This window comes from Herbaspirillum lusitanum (assembly GCF_046025995.1).
In the GTDB taxonomy this organism is placed as follows: Bacteria; Pseudomonadota; Gammaproteobacteria; order Burkholderiales; family Burkholderiaceae_D; genus Herbaspirillum; species Herbaspirillum lusitanum_A.
Genome location: NZ_JAQQFM010000001.1, coordinates 289,989 through 308,887, shown reverse-complemented (window position 1 = coordinate 308,887; position 18,899 = coordinate 289,989). Strand labels below are relative to the sequence as shown.

18 protein-coding genes are annotated in these 18,899 nt (G+C 60.7%); 5 read left to right on the top strand and 13 right to left on the bottom strand.

The window, feature by feature from the left end; translation table 11 throughout:
* Positions 1-295 precede the first annotated feature (295 nt).
* Together PQR62_RS01420 and PQR62_RS01415 are read left to right on the top strand one after the other, a co-directional pair.
* Positions 296-964 carry a response regulator transcription factor gene (locus tag PQR62_RS01420; RefSeq protein WP_408154025.1) on the top strand — a complete coding sequence of 223 codons (669 nt, stop codon included), beginning with the start codon at positions 296-298 and terminating at the stop codon, positions 962-964.
* On the top strand, positions 951-2,369 hold the full coding sequence (locus PQR62_RS01415) for a sensor histidine kinase (RefSeq protein WP_408154023.1): 1,419 nt from the start codon (positions 951-953) through the stop codon (positions 2,367-2,369). Before PQR62_RS01420 ends, PQR62_RS01415 begins: the two co-directional genes overlap by 14 nt.
* A gap of 34 nt (positions 2,370-2,403) precedes the next feature.
* Here PQR62_RS01415 and PQR62_RS01410 read toward each other — a convergent pair whose 3' ends face one another.
* The 6 genes from PQR62_RS01410 to PQR62_RS01385 form a co-directional block, all read right to left on the bottom strand.
* On the bottom strand, positions 2,404-2,808 hold the full coding sequence (locus PQR62_RS01410; RefSeq protein WP_408154021.1) for a YbaN family protein: 405 nt from the start codon (positions 2,806-2,808) through the stop codon (positions 2,404-2,406).
* Between the two features lie 151 nt (positions 2,809-2,959).
* A complete protein-coding gene (locus tag PQR62_RS01405; RefSeq protein ID WP_408154019.1) occupies positions 2,960-3,568 on the bottom strand; it encodes a biliverdin-producing heme oxygenase in 609 nt (202 codons plus the stop codon).
* 271 nt (positions 3,569-3,839) lie between these two features.
* Positions 3,840-4,406, bottom strand: coding sequence for a DUF2271 domain-containing protein (locus PQR62_RS01400; RefSeq protein ID WP_408154017.1), 567 nt, complete (start codon positions 4,404-4,406; stop codon positions 3,840-3,842).
* 28 nt (positions 4,407-4,434) lie between these two features.
* Positions 4,435-4,980 carry an EF-hand domain-containing protein gene (locus PQR62_RS01395; protein WP_408154015.1) on the bottom strand — a complete coding sequence of 182 codons (546 nt, stop codon included), beginning with the start codon at positions 4,978-4,980 and terminating at the stop codon, positions 4,435-4,437.
* Between the two features lie 117 nt (positions 4,981-5,097).
* On the bottom strand, positions 5,098-7,479 hold the full coding sequence (locus tag PQR62_RS01390) for a TonB-dependent hemoglobin/transferrin/lactoferrin family receptor (protein WP_408154013.1): 2,382 nt from the start codon (positions 7,477-7,479) through the stop codon (positions 5,098-5,100).
* A 450-nt stretch (positions 7,480-7,929) separates the two neighbouring features.
* On the bottom strand, positions 7,930-8,511 hold the full coding sequence (locus PQR62_RS01385) for an antibiotic biosynthesis monooxygenase (protein ID WP_408154011.1): 582 nt from the start codon (positions 8,509-8,511) through the stop codon (positions 7,930-7,932).
* Positions 8,512-8,818: 307 nt separating this feature from the next.
* On the opposite strand from PQR62_RS01385, the gene PQR62_RS01380 reads away from it, so the two are divergent.
* Positions 8,819-9,784 carry a chemotaxis protein gene (locus PQR62_RS01380; RefSeq protein ID WP_408154009.1) on the top strand — a complete coding sequence of 322 codons (966 nt, stop codon included), beginning with the start codon at positions 8,819-8,821 and terminating at the stop codon, positions 9,782-9,784.
* Between the two features lie 134 nt (positions 9,785-9,918).
* Here PQR62_RS01380 and PQR62_RS01375 read toward each other — a convergent pair whose 3' ends face one another.
* On the bottom strand, positions 9,919-10,785 hold the full coding sequence (locus tag PQR62_RS01375) for an oxidoreductase (protein WP_408154007.1): 867 nt from the start codon (positions 10,783-10,785) through the stop codon (positions 9,919-9,921).
* A gap of 188 nt (positions 10,786-10,973) precedes the next feature.
* On the opposite strand from PQR62_RS01375, the gene PQR62_RS01370 reads away from it, so the two are divergent.
* Complete coding sequence (locus PQR62_RS01370) at positions 10,974-11,885, top strand: LysR family transcriptional regulator (protein WP_408154005.1); 912 nt, start codon at positions 10,974-10,976, stop codon at positions 11,883-11,885.
* Positions 11,886-11,935: 50 nt separating this feature from the next.
* On the opposite strand, the gene PQR62_RS01365 is transcribed toward PQR62_RS01370, so the two are convergent.
* The 4 genes from PQR62_RS01365 to PQR62_RS01350 all read right to left on the bottom strand — a co-directional run bounded on the left by PQR62_RS01365 (position 11,936) and on the right by PQR62_RS01350 (position 16,450).
* On the bottom strand, positions 11,936-12,115 hold the full coding sequence (locus PQR62_RS01365) for a hypothetical protein (RefSeq protein WP_408154003.1): 180 nt from the start codon (positions 12,113-12,115) through the stop codon (positions 11,936-11,938).
* 125 nt (positions 12,116-12,240) lie between these two features.
* Positions 12,241-13,695, bottom strand: a complete 1,455-nt coding sequence (locus tag PQR62_RS01360) for an efflux transporter outer membrane subunit (protein WP_408154001.1) — start codon at positions 13,693-13,695, stop codon at positions 12,241-12,243.
* Positions 13,695-15,236 (bottom strand): DHA2 family efflux MFS transporter permease subunit, encoded by a 1,542-nt coding sequence (locus tag PQR62_RS01355; protein WP_408153999.1) that lies wholly within the window; start codon positions 15,234-15,236, stop codon positions 13,695-13,697. Before PQR62_RS01355 ends, PQR62_RS01360 begins: the two co-directional genes overlap by 1 nt.
* Positions 15,233-16,450: an HlyD family secretion protein gene (locus tag PQR62_RS01350; RefSeq protein ID WP_408153997.1), complete on the bottom strand. Its 1,218-nt coding sequence runs from the start codon at positions 16,448-16,450 to the stop codon at positions 15,233-15,235. Before PQR62_RS01350 ends, PQR62_RS01355 begins: the two co-directional genes overlap by 4 nt.
* 105 nt (positions 16,451-16,555) lie before the next feature.
* Here PQR62_RS01350 and PQR62_RS01345 point away from each other — a divergent pair, with 105 nt between their 5' ends.
* Entirely contained in the window at positions 16,556-17,035 is a 480-nt protein-coding gene (locus PQR62_RS01345; protein ID WP_408153995.1) for a MarR family winged helix-turn-helix transcriptional regulator, read from the top strand.
* Between the two features lie 103 nt (positions 17,036-17,138).
* Here the strand turns inward: PQR62_RS01345 and PQR62_RS01340 are convergent, their stop codons facing one another.
* Both PQR62_RS01340 and PQR62_RS01335 read right to left on the bottom strand, forming a co-directional pair.
* On the bottom strand, positions 17,139-17,927 hold the full coding sequence (locus PQR62_RS01340) for a phosphodiesterase (RefSeq protein ID WP_408153993.1): 789 nt from the start codon (positions 17,925-17,927) through the stop codon (positions 17,139-17,141).
* Between the two features lie 77 nt (positions 17,928-18,004).
* Positions 18,005-18,874 carry a carbohydrate ABC transporter permease gene (locus tag PQR62_RS01335; RefSeq protein WP_408153991.1) on the bottom strand — a complete coding sequence of 290 codons (870 nt, stop codon included), beginning with the start codon at positions 18,872-18,874 and terminating at the stop codon, positions 18,005-18,007.
* Between the last annotated feature and the right edge of the window lie 25 nt (positions 18,875-18,899).

Genomic DNA, 18,899 nt, shown 5'->3' with positions numbered 1-18,899 from the left:
TTGTCAGTTCTTTCGGCGACTGATTGCACGGCGCGGCAAGCGCCAGATTGTACGCGCGGATGCCTGCTTGCGCAGCGGTGCGTTTTTTTGATGCCATTCGGCTTTCGGCGAGAAGTGCGCAGGACTCGGTGAAAGAACAGGGCGCCCGCAATCCTTAAGTTTCCCTAATTTTCAGCTGCCGGGAATGGCCTTGGGTGTTTAATTGAAAAAGTTCAATTCTTTCTTTAAATAGTAATGATTATTGTTTACTATGTAGAAAAAAGCCTGGTCCATTCTGAGTTTGCTGGGAGTTTATGTGCGAGTCCTGATAGTTGAAGACGATCCGAAAGTGAGCCACTGGCTCAACAGCAAGCTGCAGAACAGCGGTCATCGCTGCCGGATTGCCGACAATGGCGAAGACGCCTTGCAGTTCGTCAAGCGCGAAGTCTTCGACGTCGTCCTGCTGGATCGCATGCTGCCCGACATCAGCGGCATTCAGGTATTGCATGCGCTGCAGGACCAGCCGCATCCGCCTATCATGATGCTGTCGGCGGTAGATCAGCCGGGTGACCGCATTGAAGGCCTGCGCGCCGGCGCCGAAGATTATCTGGGCAAGCCCTTCGACTTTACCGAACTGCAATTGCGGCTGGAGGTGCTGGTGCGCCGCCGCAGTGTTCAGAACGACGGCGAGCGTGTCATGGAGTTCAACGACCTGACGATAGATCTGCGCAATCGCAAGGTCACCCGCGCCGGTAAGCCTGTCGATCTCACCCAGAAGGAATATGCCTTGCTGGAAGTATTGGCGGAGCATCGCGGCCAGACTGTGACGCGCACCATGCTGATGGAAAAAGTCTGGGGCTATCAGTTCGATCCGCAGACCAATCTGATCGACGTCCACGTCTCCAAGTTGCGCAACAAGCTGGACCGCAATTCATCTCATTCGCTGCTGCGAACCATCCGCGCCATCGGCTATGTCCTGGACTAGGCGGTTGCCGTCGCTGTTTGAAACCAGTACCTTCCGCCATGCTTCGCTGACTGCACTTATCTTCCTGCTGGTGGCAGTGGGATCGGTGGTGTTGATCGGCCATCAGATCGAAGCGCTGATGCATACCCACGTGCGCGAAATGATTCTGGCCGATGTGCAGAATCAGGAAAAGCGCGACCGCCTGACCGATTCAAGCAAGCTGGCCGCCGTCTTGCGGCGCGATGAAGAAAACGAGCGCGAGGGCGGCATGTCGCTGGTGCTGTCGCCGGCCGGCGAGGCGCTGTACGGCGACCGCCGGCTGCTTCAGGTATTGGACTGCGCGCGCGCCTGCAGATACGGCTGGCGCAATCAGGAACTACAGGATGTGAACGGCAATGTAATGCGCATGCAAGGCCTGCAGGTGCCGCTGGACGACGGCGGCGTGTTCTTCCGCGCCTACGATGTTTTCCCCATGCTGGAACGGGTGCGCGTGATTCCGCTGGTGGCCAGTCTGGCGCTGCTCGGCGTGCTGCTCAGCAGTCTCGCCATCGGCCTGTATTCCAGCGTGCGCAACATGCGCCGCGTCGATCGCATCCGTGCCGCTTTGCGGCGCTATGTCGGCGGCGACCGCGACGCCATCGTGCCGACCAATCGCAAAGGCGATGAAATCGATCTGCTCGGCGGCGACATCAATCATGTGCTGGGGCGCGTCAACGGCCTGATGGAAGAGGTCAAGAGCGTCACCAGTATTCTGGCGCACGAATTGCGTACGCCGCTGACGCGGCTGCACAATCATCTGGTCGGCGTGGCCGAACGTCTCGATGACGAACTGCGCGACGACATCATGGATGCCGTGGCCGAGGCCGAGCGGATACAGCGCATCTTCAAGGCGGTGTTGCGCATCGGTGAAATCGAAGCGGGGCGTTGCGCCTATTCCTTCGAATGGTTCGACGCCGACGCTTTCCTGCACGATGTCGCCGATTACTATCAGCCGCTGGTGGAAAGCGCCCGGCTCAGACTGCATATCCAGGCAGAGGTTGGCGGCGATCTCTACGGCGACCGCGCCTTACTGTTTCAGGCCATCTCCAATCTGCTGGAAAACGCCATCAAGTACGGCAGCCAGGCCAGCGACATTTTCCTGCTGGTGCGCTTGCACGACGATTGCATTGAGTTGGGTGTGGCTGACAACGGACCGGGCATTCGCGCCGATCTGCGCGATGAAGCGGTGCGCCGTTTCCGTCGCCTTGAAACACAGTCGCAGGACGGCAGCGGTCTGGGCCTGGCGCTGGTCAATGCCATCGCCAAGTTGCACGCGGGCGAACTGGTGCTGGGCGATCATCAGCCGCGCGGTCTGCTGGCCGTGCTGCGATTGAATGCGAGCAACTGGAACAGCAAAACCGGCAGCCTGGCGACGTTGAAATTCTGAGGTTTGTCTTTGGCCGCGTGAAGCAGCGAGGCTTTCAAGTGCCTTCTTGTTGAGCGGTAATGCGCTCCGGCCGCGACCACATCCACAGCGCACCGCCGCCCATGCCGATGGCGGCCACCACAATGATCCAGCGATGCGTCACCGTCAGCATCATGATGATCAGGCACACGCTCATGGCGAACGATGCCGTCAGCTTGGCACGTCGCGCTACCACGCGGCCGTGCTGCCAGTTATAAATCATTTGCCCGAAAACGGGATGCTGTTCCAGCCAACGCCGCAGTCGGGGCGAACCCTTGCCCGCGGCCCATGCCGCCAGCAAAATGAATTCGGTAGTGGGAATGCCGGGAATGAAAATCGCCAGCAGGCCGATGCCCAGACTGGCGTACGCCAGCGCCAGCCACAGCCAGCGCGACCAGCCTTTGACAGCCTGAACGGCCATCGGCGTTTGCTGATCCCGGGTGTGAGAATTCCCGGGACAGGTATTGCTGTTTTCCGGCTCGGTTTCTTTCATCTGCATCGTCCGGGCTACTGGGGAAATTCTTGCCGAAGCGGCCAGCCTTTCCGGCCTGGTCGTGTAATTTCTGAATCGTTCAGGCGAGATTGAAGTGACGTTTCAGCAGTGCGCCAAAGCGTCCATAGGCGGCCACTGCGCCTGCAATCACTTCTTCGTGCTGCTCGCCCTCCAGCGAATCCCGATCCAGCGATGCCACGAAGCGGCGCCAGACGATGGCGCGGCCTTCGGGGTAGGCCGCCAGATTGCGGGCGCCGAACTCTTCGCTCAGGCCCAGTTGTGTCTTGGCTTCCTTGAGCAGAAACGCGGCGCCCAGCGTCGAGCCTTCGGAGACATACATCCAGCCGAGCGCAGCCGGCATGCTGACGTCGGCACTGGCGATCACATCATCCTGCGCGACCACGCCCAGATCGGCCAGATCCGCCAGCGAGGCAGCTTCACGGCCACGCACCTGCAGATCGGGCACTGCCGCCTGCACCGCGGGATCGGCGAACAGGAACTCGATGTCGCGCTGAAAGTGATATTGCGCCTCCACGAATCGCGCATAGTTTGCGCGGCTGGCAAACGGCTGGCCGCGTTCCATCAAGGTATGCATCAATTCATGCAGTGCTGCGGTCTCGGTCTTGAGCCGAAACGAAAGAGCGGGACGAATCTCGGTGCTGGTAATGGTAATGGTACTGGTGTTCATGGCCAGGATCTTGAAAATGGATAAATGATTGTTTGCCGGGTGCGCAGATCTTTGCACGATGCGACCGTTTTACAGCAAGCCATGCGGCATGACACGTTAACTTTGCTTCATGTTTGCCGGCTGTCCTGCCGATGAGCGACGGCGCTTCGCCATCTTAGCGCGACTGCGAGTGCCTTGCCGCAGTGTGCTCGCTTGTGCATTGTTGCCGCGGTCGCCGCCGCTGTTCCCGGAATACCTGAAAACCGATCTTGCGCTTCATGCATTCCGGCATTCAGGGAGACACCGTCGCCTTGAGAAAACTGACTTCGGCGCCGGCACTGCCATCCGGGACGCTGCGGCTGCCATCCATGCCGTCACCGCCACCCCAACTGAACGGCGTGCGCAGGACAGTACGGCCGCCTTGCTCGCGCGCAACTTCAATCGCCAGCATGTATTTGCCGCCCGGCAGTTGGGCCAGCGCGCCCTGATTGCCTGCAAAATGCAGCGCATGTGTGCCGGGGCCGCGCGTCGCACCGCTGACGCCATCGGCCGGCAGAGTCAAGGTCTTGCCGGCTTTGCGCCACCAGCTGCGCAGATTCTGCAGGAAGATCTTGCCCAGCTCATCGCGCAAACGCCGGTCGTACCAGACGGCCAGCGTGCCGGCGACCGACTGATTCTCGATATTCTCAATCCAGACCGCAACGTAAGGCGAGTGATAGGCGGCGCTGGGGATGGCCGGCAAGCTGAATTCTATATCCAGTGACGCCGCGTTGGCCGAACCCGCCAACAGGTTCAGCAGCACGGCGGCAAGCCATGCCGGTGCGCGGCTGCGGTCAATCACGGTATTGGCTTTCATCATAAAAATAGGAAAGACGGTTGCACTGCCATCAGTTGCCGTCGTTGTTGCGTGGCGGCGGCAGCGGATCTGAGGCGTCCACCTTGCCATCGTGATTGGTATCGTTCTGCGCGAAGGTCTTGTCCATGATTTCCTTTTCTTCGGCCTGCGACAAAACACCGTCGTGATTGCGATCCAGCAGTGCAAACCGCACATGCGCCTGGCGAATGGCAGCGGCATAGGATTTGTCCGGCTCGCGGCCGCCGGCGGCGTATTGCTGCTTGAGGCGGCTTTCGAATTCATTGACGTATTCGTCTTCGCTCAGCACGCCGTCGTTATTCTTGTCGGCAGCGCGGAAGCGGGCCAGACGTACCGCATCATATTCGGCCCGCGTGACCACGCCGTCGCCGTTGGTGTCGTAGCTGCCCATGAAGGCTTCGCGTCCGTGTCCGCCGGCCGGGCGCGCCGGGCCGGATGTGCCTGCGGTCGATCCGGTTGCCGCGGCTTGTGAGGCATTCGGCTGGGTCGCTTGCGGTGCGCAGGCGCTCAGCGCCAGCGCGCCCAGCATGCCGATCAGGATTGGAGATACATATTTCATGGCGATTCCTCAGGAGAGTCAAACGGTGGTCAAAGTGGTGTTGCAGGTGTCAGGGTGCGGGCAGCGTGGCACCTGCAAAAACGCGGCCATCCATGCCGGATGTCCGCATCATTCTGCTTAGAAGTCGACGCTGACCGACGCATAGAAGCTGCGTCCGGTGCGGGTCTTCAACTGGATGTCCTGCGCATCCTTGGCCACGCTCAGGTCCAGGTTATACACGCTGGCGTAGTCCCAGTATTGCTTGTCGAACAGGTTGTTGATGCCGGCATTGATATGCACGTTCCTGGCCACGCGCCAGTAACCGCTCAGATCGAACACCGCATAGCCGGGCACGTTGAAGTAGCTGGTGGTCGAGCTGGTCAGCGCGGTGCCGCTGTTGGCGTAGCTGTTGCGGTTGGTGGCCGAGGCCTTCTTGCTCTGAACAAATGTACCGGTCAGGTTGCTGCCCCACAGTTTTTCAGGCGCATCGTAACCGAGGCCGATGATCAGCTTCGGCGGTTGCACCGTGTCGAGGTCCTGATAGCTGTCGCCGCTGTAATAGCTCTTGGATTTGCCCTTGCTGTAACCCAGCGCCCAGGTCGAGTACATGCCTTGCATGGCCGGCACGAAGGCGCCGTGATCGATGCGCGCGCTCAGATCCAGACCATAGATGTAGGCGCTGTCGCGGTTCTCGGCCTGATAGATGGTGGCGACGTTGCTCTGCACGTTGGTGAACTTCTCCGGATTGCCGGTGCGTGTGTAGCGCGTGTAAGCGATGAAGTTCTTGTACTTGGTGTAGAACAGCGAGCTGTTGAACTTGACGCCGTTGACCGGCGAACCCTTGAGGCCGATTTCAAACGCATCGCTGGTTTCCTTCTGCAGGCTGGGATTGCCGACCAGTGCATAGTTGCCGAAGCCGGAGTTCCAGTAGCCATACGATTCGCTGGCCGACGGCGCACGACCGCCGCGCTTCCATTGAACGAAGCTGCTCAGCTTGGGCTGGATGTCGTAGACCAGACTCAGGCTGGGGCTGACGATGGTATTGCTGCTGCCGGAGCCGTACAGTGCATTCAACTGCGCTGCCGTGATGGCGGTGCTGGCAAAGCTGCCGGAGCTGTAGATGCTGGTGTTGATGCGGTCGACGCGCAGACCCGGAATCACCGCCAGGCGATGGCCGCCCGGATTGAAGACGATCTCGTCTTCGATAAAGGCGCCGTACTTGGTGGTCTCGGTGTTGGGGTAGGGCTGCTGCGCCAGAGAAGTGCCGGTCAGGATGTGTTCGTTGTCGTTCTGGCTGAGGTTCACTCCGAAGCGCAGATTGTTGTTGCCGATCTTCTTGCTGCCGTTGCTGGTCAGGCCGATCTGCTTGTTGGTGTTGCGCGAGAAGTCATTCTCGACGGCGCCGGTGCTCAGCGTGGTGGTGCGGGTACGGTCGCTCATGTCGGTGTTCTGGTATGAGAGCTTGGTTTCCAGCTTGTCCAGCAAGGCGTTGGCGGGCGTCCACAGATGTCCCAGCTGGATGGTGTTGCGCGAGGTGGTGCTGTGCTGGGTGGATTTGCCGGTGATGGCGGTACCGGTGTTGTTCCAGGCGCTGTAGTCGAGGTCGTTGGTGCGGCGATAGAGATCGGCCGACACCGTCAGCTTGTTTTCCGCGTTCAGGCGCATGCCGCCCTTGAGCAGGATGGCGTCGGAGAACCAGGTCGACGGATAGCTGCTCATCGCGCTGCTGTAGTTTTCGGTCTCGTTGCCGTCGCGGCGCGAATAGGCGAACAGGCCATCGAACTCGCCCGATCTGCCGGCGGCGGTAATCGATTCGTTGAACGAACGATCGGCGCTGTTATAGCCGGCCTTGGCGCCGAAATAAGTGCTCTTGTCATCGCGCAGATAGTCTTCAGGCGATTTGGTGCGGAAGCTGACCGAACCGCCGATGCCGCCCGCCGGCCGTGTTGCAGCGGTAGTGCCGGAATCGACCTGCACTTCGGAATACATTTCCGGATCGATGAAATCGCGGCCCTGGCCGAAGCTGCCGACCGAGGCGCGACCGCTGCCCGAGGTGGCCGAGCGGTCCACCGCTTCAGGCATTTCCACATCATCGACGTCAAGACCGACACGATTGCCCTCGACGCCGCGGATGTTGTAGTTGGTGCTGCCCGGGTGATCGTAAGGACTATTATTTTTGGTCGAGCCGGAGGTGACGCCGGGTACCGATACCAGGGGCTGATACTTCAGGACGTCGGCAAAGCTGCCGGCGCCCTGGCGTTCCAGTTCTTCTCTGGTGACCTTCACCGATGAGCCCGGCTTATGCTGCTCTTCATTGGCGTCCTTGACTTCAATGTCCGGCAGCTTCTTCGAGTCGACGCGCTCGCCGGCGACGGAGGACGATGCCGCATCGCTCTGCTGAGCGCGTACATCGGTCGCCAGGCAGAGCAAAGCGCTGTTGATAGCGATGACCAAAGTGAGTGGGCGCAGCGTGTTGCGCCATTGATGATGAGCCCGGGCACCGGGAAGAACGTGAGCCATGTTGAGTAAGCCTTATTGGAAATGGGGGATGTTTGGCTGGCTGTACATAACTCGACGACTGCGGCGCTTGCCGGGGGCAAGTCCGCTATTCTTTTTGTGAGTGTTAGCGCTGACTGGGGCGTAGTCTACATTTAATTGATAATGATTATCATTAAGTATTATTAAGATTTGAACTCGCCCGGCCGCTGAAGCGATCTTTTTGGCGCTTCCTGATTCCTGGCGAGAGCCGCTTCAGATTTGCTCTGAAACAGTTTCGAAGAATGTAAAGAAGGCGGGGGTGGGGAGTTGCAGAGCGCCGCGAGCGCTCGAGCTGAGGCAGCGGGCCCGGCGCGCGAGCAGCAACTGCTCGCGCGTGCAGAAGAGAGGCGTGCTGATCGGGGACGAATCAGTATCTTGCTTGCCCGGGCCCGAACTGCGCGGTGCCCTGACACTGGCGGTTCAAGCCTCCGTTTAGTGGTCGAACAGCCAGCGCTGTACCAGCTTGGTATAGCGCGGCATGACGACATACACCATCGCAGCGACCACCATGCCCGAGGCGATCAGCGCATTGAGGTAGCGTTCGTTCGGCAGGCCGATCTCGTGCAGCAGCGGCAGCAGCAGTTGCGATGCCAGCAGCGACAAGGGAAAGATCGCCGACCAGGTAATCAGGAACTGCTTCCAGCGCACCGGAACTCTGGCCTTGGCGCCTTGCGGTGTGAACCAGAAATCCAGCCCGCTGCGGATGAAAAACGCATCGTCTTTGGCGAGGAAGGGTTTGACCCGCTCAATGTGTGCTGCGCGTTCCGTCGAGCCCATCCAGTGTTGCAGGCGCTCCGCCGAAGCAAAGCGCAGGATGATGGTGTAAGCGTTGTTGATGCCCGCAAGCGGCCGCACAATCTGCCAGTCGAGGATGCCGTCGGCCGCCTTGCGGGCGGAGGCGATTTCCTTGAGCCAGGCTTCGTAGCTTGCCTGCATGCCCTCGCGGATCTGGTGTGTGATGACGACAGTGGCGCCGGGATGCTCGGGATCGGGAAGTGCACTTTGAGTATTCAAACTTGCTCCGGGACGGTTGCTGTTGATGTTTTGCTCGGGGGCATCATTCTAACGTCTGCGGGCCATCGGCGAGTAAAGCCGCGAGCAAGCTGCCGCGCGTATCGCCATGGGGGTAGTATCTCCCCTGAGCTCCATGGATCTCCATTAACCGGTCAGCTTTGACGCAATAAAGATTTCTTTCCGGAAATCAGGTTTTGCCTGATTAAGCAAAATCGCAGACTCCCGTATCGTTCCATGGGTAAATGATTTTAACGGTGCGTCCCGAAACGGCGCACATCGAAAACAGCCATCCTCAAAGGAAAGAATAATGGATCAGTTTCAACAGGAAATTGATGAGCGGACCAATCTGACCAGCAGCAACAAGTTCGAGCTTTTGCTGTTCCGCCTGGGAGCGAGCGGGCGCGCCGACGATGTCGGCGAACTGTACGGCATCAATGTGTTCAAGATCCGGGAAATAGTTCCAATGACCACCATCACCACGGCAGCCGGCACCAAGGCGCCGATGCTGGGCATGATCAATATCCGCGGTCAGGTCATCCCCGTGATCGACCTGCCGGCGGTTGCCGGTTGTACCCCGGCGACCGGACTGAACATATTGCTGATCACCGAATTCGCGCGCACCACGCAGGCATTCGCGGTCGAATCGGTGGAAGAAATCGTGCGTCTCGACTGGAAGCAGGTCTTGTCCGCCGAATCGCGCGCCGGCGGCGATATCGTCACCAGCATCGCCCGGCTTGATTCGAATGAAGACGGCGGCCGTCTGGTGCAGGTGCTGGATGTGGAGCAGATTCTGCACATGGCGGCGCCGATCAAGAAGATGCTCGACCAAGATCATGCCGATACCCTGAAGGACATGATTCCGCCCGGCGCCATCGTGCTGGCTGCGGACGATTCGAAACTGGCGCGCGCGCTGATTGAAGGCGGCCTCAATACGCTGGGCATCCCTTACATCATGACCAAGAGCGGCAAAGAGGCCTGGGATAAATTCAGGGAATTGTCGGCCGAAGCCAAGCGCGACGGCATCGCCCTGAAACAGAAAGTGGCGCTGGTGCTGACCGATCTGGAAATGCCCGAAATGGATGGTTTTACCCTGACCAGAAATATCAAGAGCGATCCCAACTCAAAGCATATTCCGGTGGTGATTCACTCCTCGCTGTCCGGCTCCGCCAACGAAGATCACGTGCGCAGCGTAGGTGCCGATGGCTACGTCGCGAAATTCAATATCGAAGAACTGGCGGCGTCGCTGAAGTCGGCATTGCTCAGTGCCGCCTGATCATTCGCTGCCGGCGGTGTGGCGCGCGCATGCTTGCGGCAAGGCCTGAAAAAAACAGAACCGAAGTGATGCAAATGCCGTTCAGCTACAAACTGAACGGCATTTTCATTTGAAGCGGACTTTCAGAAGCAGGATCACAAGGCGTTCAGCGTCGCCAGCGTCTGCGCATCGAGTTGCAGCGCACCTGCGGCGATGTTTTCACGCAAGTGCGCGACCGACGAGGTCCCCGGAATCACCAGAATGTTGGGCGCGCGCTGCAGCAGCCAGGCCAACGCTACCTGAATCGGCGTGGCGTGCAGCTCTTTGGCGACACGGCTCAGCGCATCCGATTGCAGCGGCGTAAATCCGCCCAGCGGGAAAAACGGCACATAGGCGATACCCTGTGCTGCCAGCGTATCGAGCAGCGCATCGTCGCCGCGATGGATCAGGTTGTATTGGTTTTGCACACAAACGATATCCGTCATCTTTTGCGCTTCGGCCACCTGCTGCGCATCGACATTGCTGAGTCCGATATGGCGGATCAGTCCTTCTTCTTTCATGCGCACCAGCGTGCTCAGCGCTTCGACTATCGAGGAGCCGTCGGCACCCGCTATGCCCGGCGCCCGCAGATTGACGACATCGAGCACATCCAGTTGCAGGTTGCGCAGGTTGTCATGCACTGCGTCGCGCAATTCCTGCGCCGATGCAGCCGGCAGCCAGGACTGATCTGCGCCGCGCTTGAAGCCGATCTTGGTGACGATGGTCAGGTCGTCACGGTAGGGATGGAGTGCTTCGCGGATGATCTGGTTGGTGACATGCGGACCATAAAAGTCGGAGGTGTCGATGTGATTCACGCCCAGTTCGAGCGCGGCGCGCAGCACCGCGACTGCGGCGGCGCGATCCTTGGGCGGGCCCCATACATGCGGGCCCGCCAGTTGCATGGCGCCGTAGCCGATGCGGTTGAAAGAGATGTCGCATCGGGCGGGCGTAAATTGATCGCTGGCAGGGGAATATGCGTTCATGAAAACTCCTGATTGGTTGATTGGGCAGTCGAATGGTTCGCCTTGCGCCGGGCTGCCTCGGGCAGGTCCAGCGGCATGAGTACATGGTAATGAAGATGGAGTGATGTGATAATCGGGGTAATCGTGCACGGCTTGTGCGAAATAACGCACAATTGATCTCATCTGAATTTCACCGGAGCATTTCATTCATGAGCAGCGACCTCCATTCCATGGCTGATCTCTCGACCTTCGCTCTGGTCGCGCAGCATCAGGGATTTCGCCAGGCGGCGCGCGCCAGCGGGCAGTCCGCTAGCGCGCTGAGCGAGGCGGTGCGACGGCTGGAAAACAAGCTCGGCATTCGCCTGTTGCTGCGTACCACGCGCAGCGTGACGCCGACCGAAGCCGGCGCGTTGCTGCTGAGTCGTTTGCGCCCGGCGCTCAATGAGGTATCGAATGCGCTGGATGTGCTCAACGACTTGCGCGACAGCCCGCGCGGGACTCTGCGTCTGAATGTGCCGGTCAGCGCGGCGCGTTTTTTTCTGCAGCCGATGGTGAACCAGTTTCTCAGCCTGTATCCGGAGATCATGCTGGAACTGGTGGTCGACAATAATTTCGTGGACGTGGTCGCCACCGGCTGCGACGCCGGCATTCGCTATGGCGAGCGGCTGGAGCAGGACATGATTGCGCTGCCCATAGGGCCGCGTACGCAACGCTTCGCGGTCGCGGCGTCGCCGGACTATCTGGCGCGGCGCGGCACCCCTCAGCATCCGCGCGACTTGCTGGAACATTCCTGCCTGCGCGGCAGATTTCTCAGCGGCGCCATCTACCCGTGGGAGTTTGAGCGCGATGGACAGACGCTCACGGTCGATCCTGGCGGCCCCTTGATCGTGACCCCGACCGTCGCCGACCTTGCGGTGAGTGCAGCAGTGGCCGGGCATGGATTGATTTATCTGTTTGAAGAATGGCTGGAGCCGTATATGCAGTCCGGTCAACTGCAGCCGGTGCTGCAGGATTGGTGGCTGAGTTTTCCCGGGCCGTTTTTGTATTATTCCGGCCGACGCCATCTGCCTGCGCCGTTGCGCGCTTTCATCGAGTTCATTCAGTCGCCGGCTGCGGGCTGAGGTTCTGCATCACATGTTTGCCTGGCTGCTCGCCCTTGGCGGTGAGATTTTTACAGCGCGCGCAACCAGTGCCATGCCATCGGCGACAGCACCAGCACCACGAAGCAGCACAGCACGAACAATAAGGCTGCTGCGCTCAGGGCGCACAGGTAGACCAGCGCGACCATCGGTTTTTCAATGTAGACCGGCCATCGCTGCTGATGGATTCTGGCAAGAAGCTGTTTGAACAAGGGTTCCCCGCGCTATACGTAAATGAAAAATGCCCGCACGGATTTTACTGTGCGGGCATCCTGAATTGCGCTTTCGGCGGAAGATTTGTACGGCACGCCTGCCGGCATTGGTTCGACCTCTCAGGCTAACTGCTCCAGCCCAATCCCAGCGCCTTTTGAATCGCGACGAAACTGCGCGTCAGATTTGCCTCCGCCTGCAGCAGATTTTGCTCTGCGCTGACTTGCTGACGGGTGGTGTCGAGCACGTCGATCAGCGTCGTGGTGCCGGCGCGATAACGTTGCTGCACCAGCGTCAGCGCCCGGTCGGCGGACGCCTTGGTGCGCGCCAGCGTGGCGACGGTGACGCGGCCGTGGCGGAAACGCGAGAGCGAATCCTCAGCGTCGCGCAAGGCTTCCAGCACGGTCTGGCGATATTTCATTTCGGCTTCGTTGCGTACTTCCTCGGCCTGATTCACGCGCGCGGTATTCCGTCCGAAGTCGAGAAAATTCCAGCTCAGCATGGGCGCCAGCACCGTCGAGAAATCATCCAGCTTGGTCAGATCGGAAGGATGCGTACCGCCCAGTCCGATCACGCCGAACAGCTTCATGCTGGGATAGCGCGCAGCTTCGGCCTGGCCGATCTTGGCGGTGTCGGCAGCCAGCGTGCGCTCGGCAGCCCGGATGTCGGGCCGGTGACGCAGCAGGCTGGCCGGATCGCCGACCTGCACTTGCGCCGGCGGCAATGGCAGGGGCGATGCAGTGTTCAATTGCGCATCCAGCGCGCCGGGTTCTTCGCCGGCCAGCGTGGCCAGTTGATTCAAATACGACTCCAGGTCTGCACGCAGCGGCACGATGTCGGCGCGCGTGGCATCCAGCTGATTCTGCAGGCGGATCAGATCGAGGCTGGAAGCAGTACCGCGCGCAAGACGCTGCTCAGTCAGCCGTATCATTTCTTCCTGCATCCCCACCGATTGCTCACCCAGCGCAATGCGCTGCTGGCGGTCGCGCAGATTGATGTAGGCGTTGGCCACTTCGGCGGCGAGGCTCACCTGGACGTCGGCCAGTGTCGCCTCGGCCGCTTGTGCGCTGGCTTGCGCAGCTTGCACGCTGCGCTTGTGGCCGCCGAAAATATCCACTTCCCAGGAGGCATCGAAGCCCACGCTGTACAGGTTCACGCTGGTGGCCGAGCCGCCGTCGGTGAACGGCGGCAGGCGCGCATGTCCGGCCAGCGCCGAGGCGCCGGTGCTGGGCATGCCGTTGGCCTGTTCCAGATTGAGCGCCGCGCGCGATTGCTGCAGGCGCGCCCTGGCGATGTTCAGATTGGGATTGGCATCCAGCGCGTGCCGCACCAGCTCATTGAGCTCGGGATCGGCCAGGCCTAGCCACCATTCATTGAGCGGTGCGGCCTTGCGCATTGCCGCATCGTCGGCGCGCACGAACCGGCCGCTCTGCACTGCATGCGGGGCCGAGTCCGGCGGGCCTTTGTAATCCGGCCCGAGCGTGCAAGCCGAGAGGACCGCCAGCATGACTAGCGACAGAACGAGGGAGAAGTTGCGCGCAAGCGCAGGTTTAACTGGAGTAATGGGGCGCATGGTATTCATCAATGAGTCGTGACCGGAGGCGCATTGCTGGGCAAGGGCCGGAGAAACAGAACCAGCGGGGTGATGGCCATGATGCCGACGCCGAGTATCCAGAACAGATCGGCGTAGGTCATGGTCAACGCCTGAGTCTGGATGATGGCGGCCAGCGAACGCAGCGCAGTGGCCTGGCCGCCGAGTGCGCTGCTTTGCGTGGCAATGTAGTTCTGTACCAGATCGGAGTTGGCCGACAGGCTGTCTTCCAGCCGCCGGCTGTGCAGCCACATGCGCTGCTCCTGTATCACCGCAATGCCGGCCAGCGCCAGCGAGCCGCCCAGATTGCGCGCGGCGCTGTACAGTCCGGCGGCGTCGCCGGCCTGCGCCGGGCTGACCGAGCGGATCGCCGCCTGATTGAGAAACATCATCGCCAGCACCGTGCCGAGGCCGCGCAGCAATTGCGAAAAGATGAAGGAGCCGCCGCTCGACAGCGGGCTCAGATCGGTTTCCAGAAACGCGCTGATGGCCAGCATCAGCAGACCGGACCCCACCGCCAGGCGGATGTCGAGGCGCCGCAGCAGCACCGGCACGAAGGGCATCATCATGATCATCGGCAGCCCGGACAGCAGCACGATCTCGCCAGATTGCAGGGAGTTGTAATCGGCGATGCCGGACAGGAATTGCGGAATCACATACGCCGTGCCGTACAGCGCCACCCCGACCACCATCGCCATGGCGACCACGGCGCCGAACTGGCGGTCGCGCAGCAGGCGGAGCTGAATCACCGGATGGCGCGCGCGCACCTGGCCGATGGCCAGCAGGATGAAGCCGATCAACGAAGTCAGCGCCAGCCAGCGGATGTCGGGCGAAGAAAACCATTGCTCGCGCTCGCCTTCTTCCAGCACCACCGTCAGGCCGCCGAGGCCGAGCGCCATGCCGGCCACGCCGAACCAGTCGGCTTCGCGCAGCAGATTCATCTTGGGTTTCTCATACGGGATGGCGACCAGCAGCAGCGTGATCAGTGCAATACCGATCGGTACATTGATGAAGAAGGAATAATGCCAACTGACATTTTCAGTCAGCCAGCCGCCCAGCACCGGGCCGAACACCGGGCCCAGGATCGCGGTGGCGCCGAACATGGCGTTGCCGACCGGCTGCTGCCAGCGCGGCAGCCGGGTGGCGATGATGGTCATCGCGGTCGGGATCAGCGCACCGCCGGTGAAACCCTGACCGACGCGGCCGATGATCATGGTCGGCAGGCTGGTGGAGAGGCCGCAGACGATGGAAAAACAGGTGAACAGTCCGGCGGCCAGCAACAGCAGGGTACGCAGGCCCAGCAGTTTTTCCAGCCAGCCCGACAGGGGAATGATGATGATCTCGGCCACCAGATAGGCGGTGGCGATCCAGGTGCCTTCGGTGCCGCTGGCGCCGATCTCGCCCTGTATCGTCGGCAGCGATGAGTTGACGATGGAGATATCCAGCGTCGCCATCATCGCGCCCAGCGTGCCGGCCGCGACCGCCAGCCAGGCGCCGGCATCGGCGCGATCGCGTGGCTGCGGGCTGTTCACGAATGCTTCCCTTCAGGAGAGGCAGGCGGGTCTTGCCGGTTTGCCTGATCCTTGTTGCGCTGGTTTTTCAGATCGTCTTTGGCATCGATGGTATTGACCTCGGCCGTGACCGACATGCCGGCCACGAACAGACGCCGCAGTTGCGGCCCGACGTCAACCGCAATGCGCACCGGCACGCGCTGGACGATCTTGGTGAAATTGCCGGTGGCGTTCTGCGGCGGCAGCAGCGAGAACTGGGCGCCGGTGCCGGGTGAGATGCTTTCCACGTGCGCCTGGAATTCTTCACCGGGCAGGGCATCGATCTTGACGGTGGCCGGTTGGCCGATGCGCATCAGGCCGATCTGGGTTTCCTTGAAATTGGCGACCACGTAGAAGCTGGAAGGCACCACCGACATCAGGCGCGTGCCGGCCGAAACGAACTGGCCCACGCGCACGCCCTTGTCGCCGATGCGGCCATCGGTGCTGGCCTTGAGTTCGGTGGCGGCCAGATTGACATTGGCGGCATCAAATTGGGCCTGGGCGTTTTCACCCTGCGCCTGCGCCTGGCGAATCTGCGCCTGCATCGAATTCACACGCAGTTGCGCGGCTTCCAGCGCGGCGCGGCGGGCGGCGACATTGGCGTCGGCCAGGGTCGCCTGATTGCGCAGCGAATTGAGTTTTTCGCGGGTCTCGGCGCCGCTGGCGGCCAGCGGCTGATAGCGTTCCACTTCACTCCTGGCGAAGCGCGCGTCTTCCTGCGCCGAAGCCACTTGCGCCTGGGCCTGCGCAATCGCGCTCTTCTGCTCCTGCAGCGAGGCGCGGGCAGCGTCGACACTGGCCGCCGAGGCGTCGATCTGTGCCTTGAACTGAGCGCTCTGCGCCGAGTAATCGCGCGGGTCGATGCGCACCAGCGACTGACCGGCCTTCACCTCCTGATTGTCGGCCACATACACCTGCTCGACATAGCCGGACACCTTGGGCGAGACCGTCACATTGTCGGCGTGGATGTAGGCGTCATCGGTGCTTTCGATATATTTGCCGCGCGTTTCATGATAAAAGAACCAGCCGGCCAGCAATACCAGCGCCAGCACTGCACCGCCGCGCAGCACGAATCCGGCGCGGGCGCTCATGCGCTTCCTGGGCTTGTCGGATTTCTGATCCTGTTGGTTTTGCGGGCTTTGCGTACCTTGCTGTTTCGGCGATTCTTGATCGGGGGAAATATCGGCTGAGCTCATGCGGGTTCTGTCCTGGTCACCATGAAATGATAGGCACGGGAGTGTGGAAATCATTTGCCTCCAAATTTAATGGAGGAACCATATAATATGCTAATGAAGAAAATTATGTCCAACACCTTTACATCCGACAGCGGCAGCATCGAAGCCGGCGAAGCACTGCGCGATTTCTACATGACGTCGCAGCGTGCGCTCAATCGCATGCTGGCTGTACAGGGAACTTCATTCGCGCGAACCAAGATGATGATGTTCATCAATCTGCGCGGCAAGGTGCGCTCGGCCGACATGGTGGATGGCTTCGGTTTCTCGCCGCGCACGATCACCGAGGCGGTGGATGCGCTGGAAAAGGATGGATTGGTGATGCGCGAAGCCGATGCGTCCGACCGCCGCGTCAAACACATTTCACTGACCGCGGCCGGGCTGGCCGTGCTGGAACAATCGGAGCCGGTGCGCGAGCGTTTTCGTACGGAGCTGTTTGAGGTGCTGAACGACGTAGAAAAGGAGCAGCTCACGCAGTTGGTGGGCAGGCTCAATGAACGGTTGCGAGAGCTGGAGCAGATATTTGCCGAGGATGGCAAGCAGAGTTGAGCGTGATACGCGAAGGGATGCGCTTTTTATCCTAGTAGTCAGAATCAGAAATGCCGGCAAGATCTGCCGGCATTTTTCGTCCTGGATTTCCTGTTTCCAATCTTCAGCCGTAATACGGAAACTGCTGCGATTGATCCATGAAGGCATGGTAATGCACCACCACGCCGGCTTCGCGCAGACTCAGCACCGCGTAGGCCGGCGGCTCCATCGACGTGGTGGCGGGGCCGGTCAGCGCGAAGTCGAGCGCGTGCTGGTGATTGGTGCCGGGCACGGTGGCGAACGGCGTGCCATACCAGGTGCCGCCCGATGGCCGATGCACGTGGCCGGAAAACATGTAGCGCACATTGCCGTGCTTCCTGACGAGCGCGCGCAGGTCGGCCTCTTCACGCAGACGAATCCAGTCCATCGACGGCAGGTCGAGCTCGAAGGGCGGGTGATGCGAAAACAGATAGACCTGACGCTCGCCGGCTTCGGCCAGGGTGCGATCCAGCCACGCCAGGCGGTCGGCGCACAGCCGGCCTTCATGGGTGCCGGCTTCCTTGGTGTCGAGGAACACCAGCCGCGTTTCATCACTGTCGTGTATGCCCTGGATGAAACCCCTGTCGTCCACCGGCAAGTCCGGGAACACACTACGGAATACCGCGCGTTCATCGTGATTGCCCAGCAGCAGGCGCACCGGCAGCTTCAATTCTTTCAGGCACTCGGCCAGGATGCGATACGAGGCTTCGTCGCCGTCATGCGTGAGATCGCCGGTGATGACGCACAGATCAGCGTCGGCGTGATGTGCATTGACGTGGGTGATGCAGTTGCGGAAGCGGCTTACCGAATCTTCGCCGAACAAGAGGTTTCCATCCGGAACCAAGTGGATGTCGGTAATTTGTATGACTTTCATCAGGATGTGTTTTCTATAAAAAATGATGAGGCGGAAGCTGTGCCGATGCAGCTTCGGTCTTTGTTGTTCTGTTTTTTTCAGCGGATACCGGCGCGCAGGAAGGCCTGAATGAACTGGCGCTGGAACACCAGGAAGCCGATCATCAGCGGAGCAATCGCCAGCAGCGTGGCGGCGCTGATGATGGAGATATTGACGCCGCTTTCCGGCGCGCCGAACAGCGACAGGCCGACCGTCAGCGGACGCGTGGCCTGCGAGTTGGTGACGATCAGCGGCCACAGAAAATTGTTCCAGTGGGTCGCCACCGACACCAGCGCATAAGCCAGATACACCGGCTTGGCGGCCGGCACATACACGCGCCACAGCACGCCGAACCAGCCGCAGCCTTCGATGCGCGCCGCCTCTTCCAGCTCGCGCGGAATCTGCATGAAAGCCTGGCGCAGCAGGAAGATGCCGAAGGCGCTGGCCATGTAAGGCACGGCCATGCCGAAGGGCGTATCGAACAGGCCGAGGCGGGTCACCATCGCGTAGTTTTCGACGATCAGGATTTCCGGCAGCACAAACAGTTGCAGCAGCACCAGCACGAAGACGATGTGCTTGCCGCTGAACTGAAAGCGGGCAAAGGCAAAACCGGCCAGTGTGCATAGCGTGAACTGGCCGACCAGAATCAGGCTGACCAGCACGAAGGTGTTGAGGAAATAGCGCAGCCATGGCGCGGCTAGCCATGCCTCACGGAAGTTCTGCAGGATCAGCGGGGCGCGCCAGTCGAGACTGAGCGCAGCGTTGGATGTATGGAAGGCGGCCCACAGCGCAAACAGCAGCGGTGCGATCCACAGCAGCGCCAGTAGCCAGGCGCCGGCGGTATCGGCGATGTTCCAGAAACGTTCGCCGGGAGCCGCGGCAGCGGCCGGTGCAGGAGTATTGGAAGAAGGAAAAGAAGCGGTAGTCATCGGCAGTATGCGTCAGTAGTGAATC